18 protein-coding genes are annotated in these 13,981 nt (G+C 41.9%); 6 read left to right on the top strand and 12 right to left on the bottom strand.

What is annotated here, in order from left to right:
• Window positions 1–265: 265 nt before the first annotated feature.
• The 5 genes from HYN43_RS16375 to HYN43_RS16355 all read right to left on the bottom strand — a co-directional run bounded on the left by HYN43_RS16375 (window position 266) and on the right by HYN43_RS16355 (window position 4,563).
• Window positions 266–2,134, bottom strand: coding sequence for an ATP-binding protein (locus HYN43_RS16375; RefSeq protein WP_119410371.1), 1,869 nt, complete (start codon window positions 2,132–2,134; stop codon window positions 266–268).
• Between the two features lie 155 nt (window positions 2,135–2,289).
• The gene (locus HYN43_RS16370) at window positions 2,290–2,991 is read right to left on the bottom strand and encodes an NUDIX hydrolase (protein WP_119410370.1); all 702 of its coding nucleotides are present in this window, start codon (window positions 2,989–2,991) and stop codon (window positions 2,290–2,292) included.
• A 167-nt stretch (window positions 2,992–3,158) separates the two neighbouring features.
• Complete coding sequence (locus tag HYN43_RS16365) at window positions 3,159–3,581, bottom strand: secondary thiamine-phosphate synthase enzyme YjbQ (protein ID WP_119410369.1); 423 nt, start codon at window positions 3,579–3,581, stop codon at window positions 3,159–3,161.
• 101 nt (window positions 3,582–3,682) lie between these two features.
• Entirely contained in the window at window positions 3,683–4,000 is a 318-nt protein-coding gene (locus HYN43_RS16360; protein ID WP_119410368.1) for a hypothetical protein, read from the bottom strand.
• A gap of 164 nt (window positions 4,001–4,164) precedes the next feature.
• On the bottom strand, window positions 4,165–4,563 hold the full coding sequence (locus HYN43_RS16355; RefSeq protein ID WP_162996523.1) for a hypothetical protein: 399 nt from the start codon (window positions 4,561–4,563) through the stop codon (window positions 4,165–4,167).
• Between the two features lie 147 nt (window positions 4,564–4,710).
• Between HYN43_RS16355 and HYN43_RS16350 the strand changes: the two genes are divergently transcribed.
• From HYN43_RS16350 to HYN43_RS16335, 4 genes are all read left to right on the top strand, one after another.
• Window positions 4,711–5,649 (top strand): sugar phosphate isomerase/epimerase family protein, encoded by a 939-nt coding sequence (locus HYN43_RS16350; protein ID WP_119411257.1) that lies wholly within the window; start codon window positions 4,711–4,713, stop codon window positions 5,647–5,649.
• A gap of 288 nt (window positions 5,650–5,937) precedes the next feature.
• A complete protein-coding gene (locus tag HYN43_RS16345) occupies window positions 5,938–6,786 on the top strand; it encodes a TPM domain-containing protein (protein WP_119410366.1) in 849 nt (282 codons plus the stop codon).
• A 36-nt stretch (window positions 6,787–6,822) separates the two neighbouring features.
• Entirely contained in the window at window positions 6,823–7,074 is a 252-nt protein-coding gene (locus HYN43_RS16340) for a hypothetical protein (RefSeq protein ID WP_119410365.1), read from the top strand.
• A 143-nt stretch (window positions 7,075–7,217) separates the two neighbouring features.
• Window positions 7,218–7,493, top strand: coding sequence for a helix-turn-helix domain-containing protein (locus tag HYN43_RS16335; RefSeq protein WP_119410364.1), 276 nt, complete (start codon window positions 7,218–7,220; stop codon window positions 7,491–7,493).
• A gap of 1 nt (window position 7,494) precedes the next feature.
• On the opposite strand, the gene HYN43_RS16330 is transcribed toward HYN43_RS16335, so the two are convergent.
• Entirely contained in the window at window positions 7,495–8,109 is a 615-nt protein-coding gene (locus HYN43_RS16330; protein ID WP_119410363.1) for a hypothetical protein, read from the bottom strand.
• Between the two features lie 161 nt (window positions 8,110–8,270).
• On the opposite strand from HYN43_RS16330, the gene HYN43_RS16325 reads away from it, so the two are divergent.
• Window positions 8,271–8,741 (top strand): hypothetical protein, encoded by a 471-nt coding sequence (locus HYN43_RS16325; protein ID WP_119410362.1) that lies wholly within the window; start codon window positions 8,271–8,273, stop codon window positions 8,739–8,741.
• 2 nt (window positions 8,742–8,743) lie between these two features.
• Here HYN43_RS16325 and HYN43_RS16320 read toward each other — a convergent pair whose 3' ends face one another.
• A complete protein-coding gene (locus HYN43_RS16320) occupies window positions 8,744–9,547 on the bottom strand; it encodes a hypothetical protein (protein ID WP_119410361.1) in 804 nt (267 codons plus the stop codon).
• Between the two features lie 616 nt (window positions 9,548–10,163).
• On the opposite strand from HYN43_RS16320, the gene HYN43_RS16315 reads away from it, so the two are divergent.
• On the top strand, window positions 10,164–10,745 hold the full coding sequence (locus tag HYN43_RS16315) for an RNA polymerase sigma factor (RefSeq protein ID WP_119410360.1): 582 nt from the start codon (window positions 10,164–10,166) through the stop codon (window positions 10,743–10,745).
• A gap of 31 nt (window positions 10,746–10,776) precedes the next feature.
• Here the strand turns inward: HYN43_RS16315 and HYN43_RS16310 are convergent, their stop codons facing one another.
• The 5 genes from HYN43_RS16310 to HYN43_RS16290 form a co-directional block, all read right to left on the bottom strand.
• A complete protein-coding gene (locus HYN43_RS16310) occupies window positions 10,777–11,025 on the bottom strand; it encodes a type II toxin-antitoxin system Phd/YefM family antitoxin (protein ID WP_245446930.1) in 249 nt (82 codons plus the stop codon).
• A 39-nt stretch (window positions 11,026–11,064) separates the two neighbouring features.
• Window positions 11,065–11,874, bottom strand: coding sequence for a helix-turn-helix domain-containing protein (locus HYN43_RS16305; RefSeq protein WP_119410359.1), 810 nt, complete (start codon window positions 11,872–11,874; stop codon window positions 11,065–11,067).
• A 14-nt stretch (window positions 11,875–11,888) separates the two neighbouring features.
• Window positions 11,889–12,935 (bottom strand): SDR family oxidoreductase, encoded by a 1,047-nt coding sequence (locus HYN43_RS16300; protein ID WP_119410358.1) that lies wholly within the window; start codon window positions 12,933–12,935, stop codon window positions 11,889–11,891.
• Between the two features lie 301 nt (window positions 12,936–13,236).
• Window positions 13,237–13,650: a PIN domain-containing protein gene (locus tag HYN43_RS16295; RefSeq protein WP_119410357.1), complete on the bottom strand. Its 414-nt coding sequence runs from the start codon at window positions 13,648–13,650 to the stop codon at window positions 13,237–13,239.
• Window positions 13,650–13,889, bottom strand: a complete 240-nt coding sequence (locus HYN43_RS16290; protein ID WP_119410356.1) for a hypothetical protein — start codon at window positions 13,887–13,889, stop codon at window positions 13,650–13,652. Before HYN43_RS16290 ends, HYN43_RS16295 begins: the two co-directional genes overlap by 1 nt.
• Between the last annotated feature and the right edge of the window lie 92 nt (window positions 13,890–13,981).

The following is a 13,981-nucleotide window of genomic DNA, read 5'->3' as shown; positions in this document are numbered from 1 at the left end:
ATGGTAATTTACAAACTTAAAGCGTTGTGTTTGTGCTGGTAATTTAAAAATTACAAAGGTGGGTTTCGGGTAAAAGCAGGCAATTCGTTTAATGGCCGGCTTTGTATTTACTCACCCCGACATCGCCGCGCTTGTCACCCCTCTCTTCGCTGCGCGTAAAGAAGGGACTTTTGTTTTAATTTATTTTCCAACCCTCTTTGTCGCAAAGCGGGAGAGAGGGTGATCCAGCGAAGCGTAGATCGGGTGAGTAAACCGGGCGGTATGTTCACTTTGGCTTCGGCAGCGAATAACAAAACGCAGCTCCCCGCACTTCATTATTCTCTACCCAGATATTCCCGTTCATTTTATCAACAAAATCCTTGCAGATCATCAGCGCTACACCGGCACCTTTTTCCTTTTCGTTGCTGTATTGCATGTTAGCCTGAAAATTAAACAGTAGTTTCAATTTATCCGGCGAAATACCTTTGCCTTCGTCCTTTACACAAACAGTGGTATCATTACTCCCGTTTCCGGCGCTTATGGTAATTGTTGAACTATCCGGCGAAAACTTGATGGCATTATGAATAAAATTGCGATGGATAAACTGCACCAGTTCCTTATCGGCATAAATAACAATACCGGGGTCAACAGTATTAACAAAATGCAGGTGGTGATCATCACCCATTAGGGCAAAGGGCTGCAGGGCTTCGTCAACCAGTTCATGTAGCGGCAGGGGAACAGCGTTATATTCAAAACCCGATAACTGCTGCTTGATCCAGTGCAAAATGTTTTCAAAAATCTCCAGCGAAATATTTGATGAATGTTCCATAGTATCAACCAGTTCCATCAGTTCTTCACGGGTAAAAGTGTCTGAGTCTTTTAATACAGTAGCCAGTGTTTTGAGCGCACCTATAGGCTGCCTGAAATCGTGCGCGAGGATGGATACCAGGCGGTTATTAAATTCGTGATCTATCTCCAGCTTTTCGTTGCGTTGCTGCACCTTTTGGTTCAGGGCCTCGAGGGTTTTGCCGTGCCGTTTCTTGAGGCTGTATAAGCGGTAGATAAAAATTACGCTGATTGCCGTAATGATAAATAAAATCCCCAGTATTATCGCAACTATTTGCCTGTTTTGGCTCCTGATGGTGATGGCCTCCAATTGTTGATCTTTCAGGGCGTAATCGATATAATCAAAGCCCGATGTGTTGGTGAATTTCTCCTCATCATCATACAGTTTCAGCAGCTTTTCGCTGTAGCGCTGCACTTCAGCAAGATTATTTTGGGCGATGTAGATATCGTACAGCTTTTTGCCAAAAATTTTTTCGTAATAATGATAGCCGCTTTTTTCGGCAATGGCAAGCCCCTGTTTGTAATACGTGATGGCCTTTAATGTATCCGGAGCAACGTACAGGTCGCCAATATTGATAATCATATCAAGGCTCAAATAATAAAGTTCCATTTTCAGGCCGCTATCAATAGCGTGCTGAAGCAGGGCTATACCTTTTTCGCGTTCGTTGCTTAGCAGGTAAAGAAGGCTCTGAATCTGGTCGGCCTCCAGCAGCATGCGCTTATCGTTAAATTTAAAACCTATCTGCCGTGCTTTTTCCAGGTAAATAGCAACCGAATCTTTCGGGATCTGCTCGGGGTACAACAACAGGTAGTTACACAACACTAACGACATGATGGAATCGCGCTGTAGTGTTTTGCCGGTATTTAAGGCCCGCTTAAAAAAGTTGATGGCCTTTTTATCTTCCTTGTTTTCGTTAAATACCAGGCCGATGTTCATCAAACCCTGTATTACGTTTGATGTATCATGAAGCTCTTTAAAAAGGTTGTAAGCCTCGTTATAATACCTGAGCGATAACTGCAGGTTGCCTTTTAAATCGTATACAATACCAATTACATTAAGGGCACCGGCCTTGCCCGCTTTATAATCGAGCCTTTCGGCCATGGCCCGGGCGCGTTTGGCGTAGTAAAACGAACTATCGATGTTTTGTTCATACATCAGCAGGCCAAGGCGGTTTAGCGTATTGATGTATTGGATGCTATCGCGAATTAAAGGCAGCTTGTTTTTTAGTTTCTTCAGCTCCGTCGACTGTCCGAAACATGCAGGTAGGATAAATAAAAGCAGCGCTAAAAAGCTTACGGATCTTTTCATTAATTAATGTTACGCAAATAAGAGTGCAGCGGTTTAAAATAGCCAATAATGTTATACGTGTAAAATACCATATGGTTGGGAAACACGTAAACAAAATGCAGGTGGCAGGGTAAAACCTATTTGCTTAAATATAATTAATGGAAACGAATTGTTACTTATAAAGTATCCGGATTTGGAATAAAGTTCATGAAAGCCTGGAACTTGGCATAATAGTTTTGCATGTTGAGCTGATAGTAATAAGCTCCGCGTTTCGACCCTGCTTTATCCTTATCGGCCAGTTTAATGAGCAGGCCGGTTGCCAGTACACGTTTGCTAAAATTGCGTTTATCAATAGTGGTGTTAAATACGCACTCATAAAGCGTTTGCAATTGCGGAATGGTGAACTTGGTTGGCAAAAGCTCGAACAAGATAGGGTGCATAGCTGCTTTATAGCGGATGCGCTTGCGGGCCTGCTCCACCATTTCCTGCTGATCGAATATCAGTTTGGGTGCACGTTTAAGCTGAAACCACTCGGCCTGGTAGTCATCGCTGATCTGGGTTTCGTATTTGTGGATATCAATTAAGGCAAAATAAGCAACCGAAACGGTACGTTCAATAGGGTCGCGCTGTGGCTGGCCAAAGGTGTATAGTTGTTCAAGATACACGCCCTCCAGGCCGGTTAGCTGCTTTAAAATGCGGTTGGCACTTTGATCAAGGCTTTCATCGGGCTGTACAAAGCCGCCCATCAGGCTCCAGTTTCCTTTTTCGGGCTGGAAACCGCGTTTTATAAGCAATATCTTTAAAACCTCGCCATCGAAGCCAAAAATTATACAATCAACAGCCAATAGTAACCTTGTTTGCTTAGAATACTTGAGCATTTATAACCTTGATATTTTATGATGAAAAACAAATATAGAACAACATTTGATATAAGCTTATAACCGGCGGGCTTATACAAGTTAAAAGAGTATCAATTTACATTAATTTTTCAAAAGTGTAAATTAATTGTATTCAATACAATAATAATTGCGTTTTTATCTGTTTTTTATTCGCCCCATGCGGTAATAACCAGCATGCGGCTGCCTCCATAATTACGATGCTCGCACAGGTAAATGCCCTGCCACATACCCAAAGCCAGCCGACCGTTGCGGATTGGGATAGTTACCGAGCTGCCTAAAAGCGCCGCCTTTAAATGCGCGGGCATATCGTCGGGACCTTCATCATCGTGTAAATAATCAGGATCATTTTCGGGCACAGCCTTACTGAAAAACATTTCAAAATCCTGCCTCACGGTTGGGTCGGCATTTTCATTAATGGCCAGCGAGGCCGAGGTATGCTGGATAAAAACCTGGCAGATGCCGGTTTTTAGCTCATGTATTTGAGGGAGCGCATTCACCACTTCGGAAGTGATGAGATGAAAGCCCCGTTTACGCTCCCTGAGCTGCAGCAATTGCTGAAAAATTTTCATACACGTTTTGTTTATGGCGATGCTGCAAACATATCCATAAACATTGTTCTGTTTTTGTTTAACGAGGTCGAAAAAATTAAAATTAAAGAGGGCTTGTAGTCTTATGCGGCAATAGCAGTGCTTAAATCAGTGTTTGCCGGGGAAAACAACCGGTTAATGAATGTTTTTATTTTTTCGAAAAAGCTTTGCCTCACCGGTTTTTGTATGGCCTGAGTGGGGGCATTATCCGGAGGTTTGGGAGTGTCAGCATCCTGCATTTCTTCCAGCACAATTTCGCGGATTTCGGGGTCACGGTTTACAATCTCATCCAGTTCGGTGAGTTCGCTAAAGGTGGCTTTACCTGTTTTTTGCCGTTTAATCAGTATTTCAAAACGGTCCTGGTTAAAAGTGCGCCTTTCCAGTTGTTTGCCGTGTTTCATGATATTATGTTATTACTGCAATAGCAGGCTCAAATTAAATGCCATGAATTTATATTATTGATTTACAGTTGTTTAATGAAGGTTTGCTTTAGCGCGATGCATCGATTTGATACATGCATCGTTCGTTTTCGTGCAGGTGACACCCTGAATAGTACAGTAAATTTTTACCGCTTTTCATAATGATATTCCGGTCCGTCGGCAGCCAGCGGAACTGTACCGTAAAAAGTGAGGATTTTATTCGCTATCCTGAAAAACACGATATTGGATGTATCATTATCATAAACAATCTGATCGCGGTTGCCATTGTATTTGCGTGTGCGATAGGTGCCGCTTTTTACCAGTGTATCCTTTTTAAAGCGTTTATAGGTATCGGCAGTAAAAGTGATGATATTACCATTGCCTGGTTTACCTTCGGTAGTATCTTTTGGAGGGATGCAATAACAACTTGTACCGCGATATTCCCATCTGCCAATTAACGATGGGTTATTGGTTGTATCATCATTTTTTGAGCAGCTTAATAAAACAGCAAAAGCGCTGAATACCAGTAGCAGGATCTTTTTCATAATTATTTTAAGGTTTATTGCAGGTACGGCAATCATAACACAAACGCTACAACACGTAACACTTTCAATACAAAATTTGCGGGCTTTAATTAATTGATAACTTTGGTATTAACCAATGTATCAAACAAACCTAACAGGCTATTCATCATGAAACAGCATAACTTATCAAGGCGCCGCTTTATAGGCAACGGTGCGCTTGCCGCAGCCGGGCTTTTAGTATTTTCAAAATCATCCTTCGCCGGCAATATTTTAATTGGTGCCGATAAGCCAAACTCAAAAATTAACGGCGTGCAGATCGGCGTGATTACCTATTCGTTCAGGAGCATGCCTGGTACTATTGATGATTTGTTGAAATACTGTATCGATTGCAATATCAACGCCATCGAACTGATGGGCGATGCCGCCGAAGCCTATGCCGGCGCACCTAAACGTGAGGCAGGTGAAGACTGGGCCACTTTTGGTAAAAAGATGGCCGACTGGCGCCCTACAGCTTCGATGGATAAGTTTAAAGAGATTCGCAAAATGTATAATGATGCCGGGGTAAATATTTACGCCTGGAAACCCAACGCTCTCGGCCCCAAAAACAGCGATGCCGAAATTGATTATGCCTTTAATGCCGGCAAGGCTTTAGGTGTTAACCATGTAACTGTGGAGCTGCCCGACGAAGCACAAACCAAACGTTTGGGCGATATAGCCGCCAAACATAAAATGATGGTGGGCTACCATGCCCATACCCAGGCTACGCCTACACTTTGGGATACGGCTCTTAGCCAATCCAAATACAACGGCATCAATCTTGATATCGGTCATTATGTAGCCGGAACCAGCAGCAGCCCCGCTCCGTTTATCGAAAAATATCACGACCGTATTACCAGCATGCACATTAAAGACCGTAAGTTTCACGACGGCCCTAATCAAGCCTGGGGGCAGGGCGATACCCCGATAAAGGAAGTGTTGCAACTGCTTAAAGCCAACAAATACAAATTCCCGGCTACTATTGAGCTGGAGTATAAAATCCCCGAAGGATCGGATGCGGTAAAAGAAGTGAAAATTTGCCGCCAGTTTGCGGCAGATGCCCTGGCATAGCAGTTATAAGCTGTGTTTTTTTATTAAATTAGATGCAATTAAAGATCAATGGATAAAAATTGCAGGATAAGGTTAGAGTGGGTTCCTGAAGCATATAAAAACGTAGAACTTAGTAATACAGGTAATAATCTTCCTCCTGCTGCCAGCCGGCAGCAGGAATTACCTCAGCATGGCTTATATGGGCATCGTAAAAAAAGTGCGCCCCCAAAACGATATCCCAAAAAGTAGAGCGGCGTAAGCTGTTTTTATTTTTACCTTAGTAAGCTGTTATTTGATACCGGCCTTATCATGATGAAAAAAATACTGTTTTTTGTATTGCTGCTTTTAGCGCAATACAGTTTTGCCCAGATCCCCGCACCTCAAAAAAATATTTATGTAAATGATTTTGCGCAGGTGCTAAGCAAAAATCAGGCTTTAACATTAGGCAAACAACTCCATGCCCTCGAAAAAGCATCTAAAGTACAGGTAGCCATAGTGTTGGTAAAAACCGTGCCCCACAAATACACCATTGATAAATTTGCTGTATTGATAGGCCGTAAATGGCATGTGGGCACAGCAGGTAAGGGCATTGTATATGTTGCGGCCATAAATCAGCATAAACAACATATCGAGTTGGATAGCGCCGTGCTGCAAAAGCTTTCGGTTATTGAGCGTGAAGGCTTGCTTGATGGTATTAAACCCTATTTCAGACAAAAAGATTACAACGGAGGGCTTAGCAATCTGGTACAGCGGCTAAACCAATATTTTGTGCCACCTCCAGCCCCGGTAGCAGAACCGGTTGCCCAAAAAACAACCACTACACAATCCACAGACATAGGGCCGGTAGGGGTACTGTTGATATTGCTGGGATTTATTGCACTTGCGATTTTTGCAATTGTGGCCTTTGTGCGCATGTGTATAAAACACAAAGGAGATGGTTGGGGCGGCTATCCTGCCGGTACAAGCTTTTTCGACAGGCGCTACTATCGCCGCAACCGCTGGCGGGAAGATAATTATTACAATAACACCACTAACAATTATTATGATAATAATGACGATGATGATCGCAGGCGAAACAATTCAGGCTCATCATCATCATCTTCTTCTTCATCCGGCGGTAGTTTTTCAAACGGCGGCGGCTCAACCTCCGACTGGTAGTTTAACCTTAGCCACCGGAAATACTATCTTTATCAAATGGATTCAAAAATATTTTCGTACAAAGTGGACGGCATTGTGCTGGCCCCGCTTGATGAGCAGCTTAGCCTGAGCCCCGCGTTTGACAGGAAAGCGTTGGCGAATAAACTGAAGGATATTTTTACCGGGGAGGATTATCAGGTTGATGAGCGTTCGCTAAATTATAAAATAAAGGATGGGCAGTTGTTTATTGAGGGTTTGGTGGTGAAAAAGGAGGAAGCGAAGAGTATTGGGTTTATGGTGGGAAAGTGATGACATTTAAACATTTACCCCGTTAATTACACCACCACCAGGCTTTTTTAACCCATCACACATACGTGTTTTTACGCATTATAACAGTTGCCGCAACTTTGGTTTAACATCTGCCGTATATTGCTATTATCAAACCGTTAATCATGAATGTTGAAATAGTGAATAGCCGGGTGCAGGCTATTTTATCTGATATCCGTACAAGGCGCATACAAAAAGGTTATTCGCAGGGGCAATGTGGGGCAATGTTGCATATATCACAAAATTCGTTCAGTAAAATTGAATTAGGCAGCATGGAACTTACCCTTGAGCGGTTGATGCTGATAGCCAAAATGCTTGAAGTTGATTTTTTTGAATTACTTGCCGCGCCGGTTAAATCGCCGCTGTGTTTAATTGAGGGCGAGCTGATGCAGGCCAGCTGATTTATTTGGCCTTTGTTGTATCCTTTTTTATTTTAAGTTTATTGAACTTATTCGCTATTAAAACCAGGCAACCGTTGCGCGCTTTTTCAACAACCCGTTTTAGCTTTTTCGAATCAATACTATCTGCGCCGGTAGCGGTCGGATAATCGGTTGTAACCCTAAATGCCAGGCAATCTACATATTCCTTTTTCACATTGGCGGGCAACAATTTAACTTCAGGATACGAATAAAATTGCAGTTTAAGCTGCTGCACAACTTCGGGTTGCCAGATATTTAGCTGCGAGTGGATGTTTTTTGAACACTCCAGTCCCATTTTTATGGCTGCCGCTTTTACGCTGTCGGTCATCAGTTCTGTTCCGGTTATTCCGTTAGGAAGCAAAGCCTTCAGCTTGATCATGCAACAGGCCGAAAATTGTTTCCGTTCATCGTCATTATTGGTAAACTGGGCTGCTTTTTCGTAAAATAAATTATACATCTGCCGTTCCACTTCGGGTGTCCAGCCTGCTTGCATCTGCTGTTGGCGGCGGGCCTGGTTTTGCCGGCACCTGCTGATGGAAAACATAAGCGAAATTAAACTTAAAGCAATAATCAGCGCAGAACGGAATACAGGATTCATGAGTTATAGTGATAAGATAATGATGTAAAGTTAACAGGTAATATTTATTTCCGGCGATTTAATTATTAACAAGCCTCGAAAAACAGAGAGGCAAGTTCGGGTTTTGTGCTTACTTTAGGCCTTTCATCTTTATCTGGAAAAACTAAACATATCACAAAAAAATGAACCGTTACGATATCGAGGCTAAAGATTTTGCTTTATCAGCCCAGGGTGTTCACTTACTGCGTAACCGCTTTAATTATAAAACCATTGCTTTTGATGATATTGACAGGGCCGACTTCAGGCGTGCAGTCGAAACAAAAAATGTGGTATTAACATTGGTTGCAGGCGCTGCATTAATTGTTTTTTCGATATTACAGATCATTGGTGTAATTAAAAGTTTTAATAACCCGCATGTACATGTTATCTATATCGAATCAATAGGGCTACCTGTTTTACCGCTTTTGCTGGGTGGATATTGTATTTACATTTCGGTTAAAAAAGTCCCTTCGTTAATTATCGAAGGGAAAGATGAAAAGCATAAATTAAGCGTAAAAGAGATAGTTAATAACCAGGCTCTTGCGCAGCTCGAAACTTATCTGAAGGCAAAACTGGGCTCGAGGTTCAGCGATGCTAATGGCCACATTGCCTGAGTTTATTTATCTACTATAATACGTGTATAGGTATAATCAACCTTTTTTACCGCAACCGAACTGTGTACTGTAACCATTTGTTTTGGGTACCCACTTTCGTTATATGTGTAGTTGTATAACTCCAGTTTGTTATTGCTTGTACGATTATTGACAAATGTATTTATATCGTTAAAAGCCTGGTAGGTAATGTAAATATTATTGCGCAATGCCCAAAAAGGACTTGGCTTTTTATCGTAAGTGTAATCGTTGTTGAACGTAGGTTTTGCCGGGTTTTTGTTTTCGTACTGGCTTCGGTTTTCAATATTGCCGTCGGCATCGTACTTTAAAATGTAATACTGGCCGTTACCCTGCACTTTTTCGGCCAGGTCTTTATTGTTCAGGGTAATTACAATACTGTCTTTGCTTGCAGCGGGGTAGTTGTATACCACATGTATATCGCGGCCAAAATAGCTATATCGTATTTTATTCCAGGGGTAGGGTTTGGTAGCCGAACTGCTGATTTCGCTAACTTTACCATCGTTATATGCTATGGTAAAGGTAGTTGTAAAGTTGCTTGTATAGCTTTTATAATCGTAAACGTGTTTTATTAACTGCCGGGCCGGGTTATAGGTAAACGTTTCGGTTTGGGTTACCGGCGATGGAGTAAGCAAATAATTGGTTACCATTTTATTGAGCAGGTATATGGTATCTTTTACTTTAACAACCGGAGTGGGAATGGTTGGTGTGGTGATTTCACCGGCATCTTTTTTACAGCCGGTTATCATGCTTATTACCGTAATAAGCACAATGGCGTTTTTTAGGTTCATAAATGTTTGAATTGCAGGAATTTGTTACAAATGTTGGGGAACCTGATATAAAGGTACATTTAAACTTTAAACATTGCAAACTAATAATTTGTCGGTCCGTAGGGGATGGGTTTACCTAAAAAATGGCTGCTTTAATTTTGTAGGATACATTACGCGGTTTTACGGCACTCACCGCATTAAATAGCTTATAAAAAATTAATATTTGAAATACACCGGTGGATAGCATTGCGCCGAACTTATTAATGGAGAGTTACCCGACCGGTCCGAAGCTTATTTGAAGGCGGAGTCATAGTTGAAATTTAGCCTTGCCGATAGGGATGATAGTTTAGCTACAATAGTTTTTTTATTAAATTTTGGTCCTTTTTCGTCGTGCGGATATTAAAATCGCAAAATCTGCGTTAATATTTTTCAACAAAATGTCGCAACAAGCTTAAATATGGCCATTGTTGCTTAATCGTTTTTGCTTCGTTTTTAGCTGATATTCAGTTATAAAAACATTTATTTTTGTTAAAAAAGTACCACTACAACAACACTACTTCAATTTATTATCTGGTTTTTGCTATGTTAATTTAAAATTTACTTTTTACTTTTATCTCACCAATTATATTAAACTGAAGTGGGTAAGAGTATTAACAGCCACCATATCCAACAATTGATTAAGGGCGATGAAGCTGCTTTTGATGCCATTTATGAGGCATACAGCAGCAAAGTTTATCGCCTTGCGTACCGCTTTTTAAAAGACGGGCAGCAGAGCGAAGAGATAGTGCAGGAGTGCTTTATTAATTTGTGGACCAACCGGCAGAAACTAAATGCCGAAGGAGATATCTGGTTGTACCTGTATGTGATTGCCAAACGGCTGTCGTTAAATTCACTAAGGCAGATCTGCCAGTCGCGCGAGCTTTCGGATAAACTGGTTAATCATATTGCCACCATTCATAATGATACCGAAGAGGAAATGCTGGTAAGCGATCTGGAGCAATTTACCGAACGCATTATCAATAAACTGCCGCGCCAGCAGCAAGTCATTTTCAGGTTGAGCAGGGTTGAACACCTCACGCACAAGGAAATTGCCGATCAATTGCAGATTTCGCCCAATACGGTTAAAAATCATATGGTAGAGGCGCTTAAAACCTTAAAATCACAGTTGCAGTATTCTGATCTGATATTTATGCTTGCCCTGGTTTTTTGGATGGGTTGATTGTAATTATTACTATACTTTTCGAGATTACTTATACTCTTGGCTGGTAGCCGCAAAATTCTTCGTCGGTCATTTTAAAGCCAGGCTTAAACTCAATTTTCATCTTCCCTTCGAAGAGACCCAATTTGCGTTTAAGTTTTTGCGCAGGCTGTTTGGCTAAGAAATACCCGATAACCTCTTTGTTTTCATTGTTGTTAACTGCAAAGTTCTCGCCCGCTTTGACGTGATTAATCACTTTCGCAAAATTTGCCTTAAACTCATCGACAGATATGGTTTTCATAAACCTAATTTAAGTCAAAATACGAATTTCTATATTAGTTTAGTTATTTGCCACACTCGTCGGGTTATACCCAAACTGCTTTTTAAAAGCATACGAGAAATGCGACAAATTCTCAAACCCTACCTCAAAATAAACATCGGATGGCTTGCGCTTCTGCTCTACAATCTGGTAATGGGCGGTTTCGAGCCGTTTGCGGGTGAGCCATTTTTCTGGGGTATCTCCAAAGGCTTTTTTAAAATCGCGCTTAAAGGTAGTTAAGCTTCGGCCGGTTAAATAGCCAAAGCGGGTAGCCGTAAGGTTAAACATGTAGTTCTTTTCCATAAAATCGGCCAGGTCAATTTTGCCTGGTTCTTCAAAATGCCCTAAAACATTATCTACCGATTTATCGATGGACCGAAGAACAGCAATGGCCTCGTTTACTTTAATGTCGGTTACTTCTTGCGGCAATTCATCGGCCAAATCAAAATAAGGCAATAACGAACTGAACAAACTTTCCAGCAGCGGATGCTGGCTTAGTAACCTCGCATCCGGTGGTACAGGTACAATTAAAGGCTGTTGAATTGCCGAATAATATTTTTGCAAAGTTTCCTGCGGAAAACAGATAGATACCGATTTAAAAGCCTCGCCATTAAAAGGTACTTTGCTAAGCCGCCCCAACTGATTGCGGGGCAGCAGCACAGTATCTCCTGCCCGGAAAACAAAGGAACGATCGGCAGATACAATCCGCATTTCACCTGCATATACCCGCACCAGGGCATGCCAAGGCAGTATAACTTCGCGGCTGTAATGTTTTTCGCGCTTGCAGGATACAAATATCATTGCCCGGCTTTCTGCTCCGTTTTGTTCCATCGGCATAAATTTAGCTATTTAATAATTCCAAATTTAAACAGGCTTTCGGCTGTGGCCACTATCGCATCTTCTGCGCTGCGTGGTTGCCAGCCCAGCATGCGCATTGCTTTCTCGCTTGTGGCGTTCATATTTCTGTCGAGCATGGGCGTAATTTCCTTAGCTACCGGATCAGTAGCTCCAGCCATACGGATAACCCAGTTAGGAATATTCCTCGCTTTAATTTTTTCGGCTTTATCGCCCAACCGGCGTTTCAGGATCTTAGCCACATCAACCATCCATAAACTTTCGCCGGCTATGGCTAAAAAGCGTTCACCGTTGGCAGCAGGATCGGTCATTGTGCGCAGGTGCAGGTCGGCCACGTCGCGTACATCAACAAAACCGGTATTGATGCGCGGGCAACCGGGCATTTTGCCGTAAAGCATGTTTTGAATAATAGATATCGAATGTGAGTAATCGGTGCCTAAAATAGGGCCTGCAACCGCTACGGGGTTTACTGTTGAGAGTTCCAGCTTACCGCCCTCGGTTTTAATAAAATCCCAGGCTGCCATTTCTGATAGCGTTTTTGATTTTTGGTAAGCCGGTACGGTATCGTTTACCGGGGTCCAATCGTTTTCGGTAAATGGTTCTTTGCCAGGTTTATGCCCAAAGCCTACCGCGCCAAAGGCCGAGGTTAGCACTACACGTTTAGCACCTGCATCGCGGGAAGCTCGCAATACACGCAACACACCCTCACGTGCCGGGATTATCATTTCATCTTCGTGTTTAAAGCCTTTTAACGGGGTAGGCGAGGCAGGGTGAATTACATAAGTACAGCCGCTTGCGGCTTCAACCCAGCCTTTATCATTGCTCAGGTCGGCCTCTGTAAATGATAGTTTGTCGCCGACTTCAATACCGCCCTGGCGCAGCATTTCGCGTACCTCTGGTTCGCGGGTTAATGAGCGTACGGTGGTTTTTACCTCGTAACCGGCCTCTATTAATTTAATAATACAGTGCGCAGCTATAAAGCCCGAGCCGCCTGTTACCAATACAGTTGTGTTATTGTTTGAATTTGTTGTTGTCATTGTATTTAAAAATTTACAATGCAAAATTGGGGCAAAATGCTCCGAAGAGGTTTGTTTAAAGGACCTAATGTATTTTGTTTAAAAGACCATTAAGAAATTTACAGCCAGATTGATCAGACGATATGCGTAAGCAAATCTATTTACCGGTTTGAGTGCATTTGATGAAACGCGGTACGAAGTTTAATTTGAGTTACATAGGTGTCTTGGTAACTGTTGAAAGGTATCTCAAAAAAGAAGTTCAAAAAATATTTGTTTATCCTTTCATATAAGAAGGAAATATTTAAGAGGGCGATGGTGATTCTTATAAGGTTGTATTTCTTTTAAACCAATTTTCGATGAGGATTCCTTCAATCCTGTCAAAATCCTTAACATTATCTGTAACGAGGGTGAGCTTGTTCTCTACAGCAGTAACAGCTATCAGAAGATCGAATTCGTCATTGATAGGCAAGCCAAGCCTCCTCAAACGTACCTTTTCTTTAGCGTAGCGTTTGATGCTGCCGAATATCGGTATGATGGAAAGGCCGCCAACAAAATCGTCTACAGCTTTGTGTGACTTGGATGGATGGTCGCTATTTTCTGCCCCAAATCGTAACTCCATAACCGTAATCTCGGAAATGAAAAAATTATTGCGCCCCTTTTCACGGATAACTGTCGCCAGATCTAATTTGCCTCTTAAAAAGAAAACACAAGTACTGGTATCAAGAAGATATTGCATCAGAATTTGAGGTCTTTTTCGAGGAATTTTCTGGAAGCTTTGATTTCTTTTACTATTTCTTCGGCAGGCTTGTCGGTTCCGAAAGCGCCAAAAGATTTATAAAATGCGCTTTCCTTTGAACTATTCTCTTTTTTCAGAGATTTAGACAAACGTTCTATCAATTCCAGTTTAGTGAATGCATCAAGTCCTTCGAACAAGCCGGCGTAGGTATCAACAATATTTTTGTTTGCTGCGGTCATATAGGAACTTCTTGTATTACAAAAATAATAATTATTTTAAAATGAGATTGAATGATTGATGTTTACGATGACTGATTTTCTTTGAAGCCCCG

Origin of the sequence: Mucilaginibacter celer (genome assembly GCF_003576455.2) — a bacterium.
Classification (GTDB): Bacteria; Bacteroidota; Bacteroidia; order Sphingobacteriales; family Sphingobacteriaceae; genus Mucilaginibacter; species Mucilaginibacter celer.
Note: the sequence above shows the minus strand (reverse complement) of the source record. Positions and strands in the feature narration are given on the sequence as shown.

Bases quoted from the DNA above. Each gene is read 5' to 3' on its own strand.
- HYN43_RS16375 (WP_119410371.1), bottom strand. From the start codon at position 2,134: ATGAAAAGATCCGTAAGCTTTTTAGCGCTGCTTTTATTTATCCTACCT.
- HYN43_RS16370 (WP_119410370.1), bottom strand. From the start codon at position 2,991: ATGCTCAAGTATTCTAAGCAAACAAGGTTACTATTGGCTGTTGATTGT.
- HYN43_RS16365 (WP_119410369.1), bottom strand. From the start codon at position 3,581: ATGAAAATTTTTCAGCAATTGCTGCAGCTCAGGGAGCGTAAACGGGGC.
- HYN43_RS16360 (WP_119410368.1), bottom strand. From the start codon at position 4,000: ATGAAACACGGCAAACAACTGGAAAGGCGCACTTTTAACCAGGACCGT.
- HYN43_RS16355 (WP_162996523.1), bottom strand. From the start codon at position 4,563: ATGAAAAAGATCCTGCTACTGGTATTCAGCGCTTTTGCTGTTTTATTA.
- HYN43_RS16350 (WP_119411257.1), top strand. From the start codon at position 4,711: ATGAAACAGCATAACTTATCAAGGCGCCGCTTTATAGGCAACGGTGCG.
- HYN43_RS16345 (WP_119410366.1), top strand. From the start codon at position 5,938: ATGATGAAAAAAATACTGTTTTTTGTATTGCTGCTTTTAGCGCAATAC.
- HYN43_RS16340 (WP_119410365.1), top strand. From the start codon at position 6,823: ATGGATTCAAAAATATTTTCGTACAAAGTGGACGGCATTGTGCTGGCC.
- HYN43_RS16335 (WP_119410364.1), top strand. From the start codon at position 7,218: ATGAATGTTGAAATAGTGAATAGCCGGGTGCAGGCTATTTTATCTGAT.
- HYN43_RS16330 (WP_119410363.1), bottom strand. From the start codon at position 8,109: ATGAATCCTGTATTCCGTTCTGCGCTGATTATTGCTTTAAGTTTAATT.
- HYN43_RS16325 (WP_119410362.1), top strand. From the start codon at position 8,271: ATGAACCGTTACGATATCGAGGCTAAAGATTTTGCTTTATCAGCCCAG.
- HYN43_RS16320 (WP_119410361.1), bottom strand. From the start codon at position 9,547: ATGAACCTAAAAAACGCCATTGTGCTTATTACGGTAATAAGCATGATA.
- HYN43_RS16310 (WP_245446930.1), bottom strand. From the start codon at position 11,025: ATGAAAACCATATCTGTCGATGAGTTTAAGGCAAATTTTGCGAAAGTG.
- HYN43_RS16305 (WP_119410359.1), bottom strand. From the start codon at position 11,874: ATGGAACAAAACGGAGCAGAAAGCCGGGCAATGATATTTGTATCCTGC.
- HYN43_RS16300 (WP_119410358.1), bottom strand. From the start codon at position 12,935: ATGACAACAACAAATTCAAACAATAACACAACTGTATTGGTAACAGGC.
- HYN43_RS16295 (WP_119410357.1), bottom strand. From the start codon at position 13,650: ATGCAATATCTTCTTGATACCAGTACTTGTGTTTTCTTTTTAAGAGGC.
- HYN43_RS16290 (WP_119410356.1), bottom strand. From the start codon at position 13,889: ATGACCGCAGCAAACAAAAATATTGTTGATACCTACGCCGGCTTGTTC.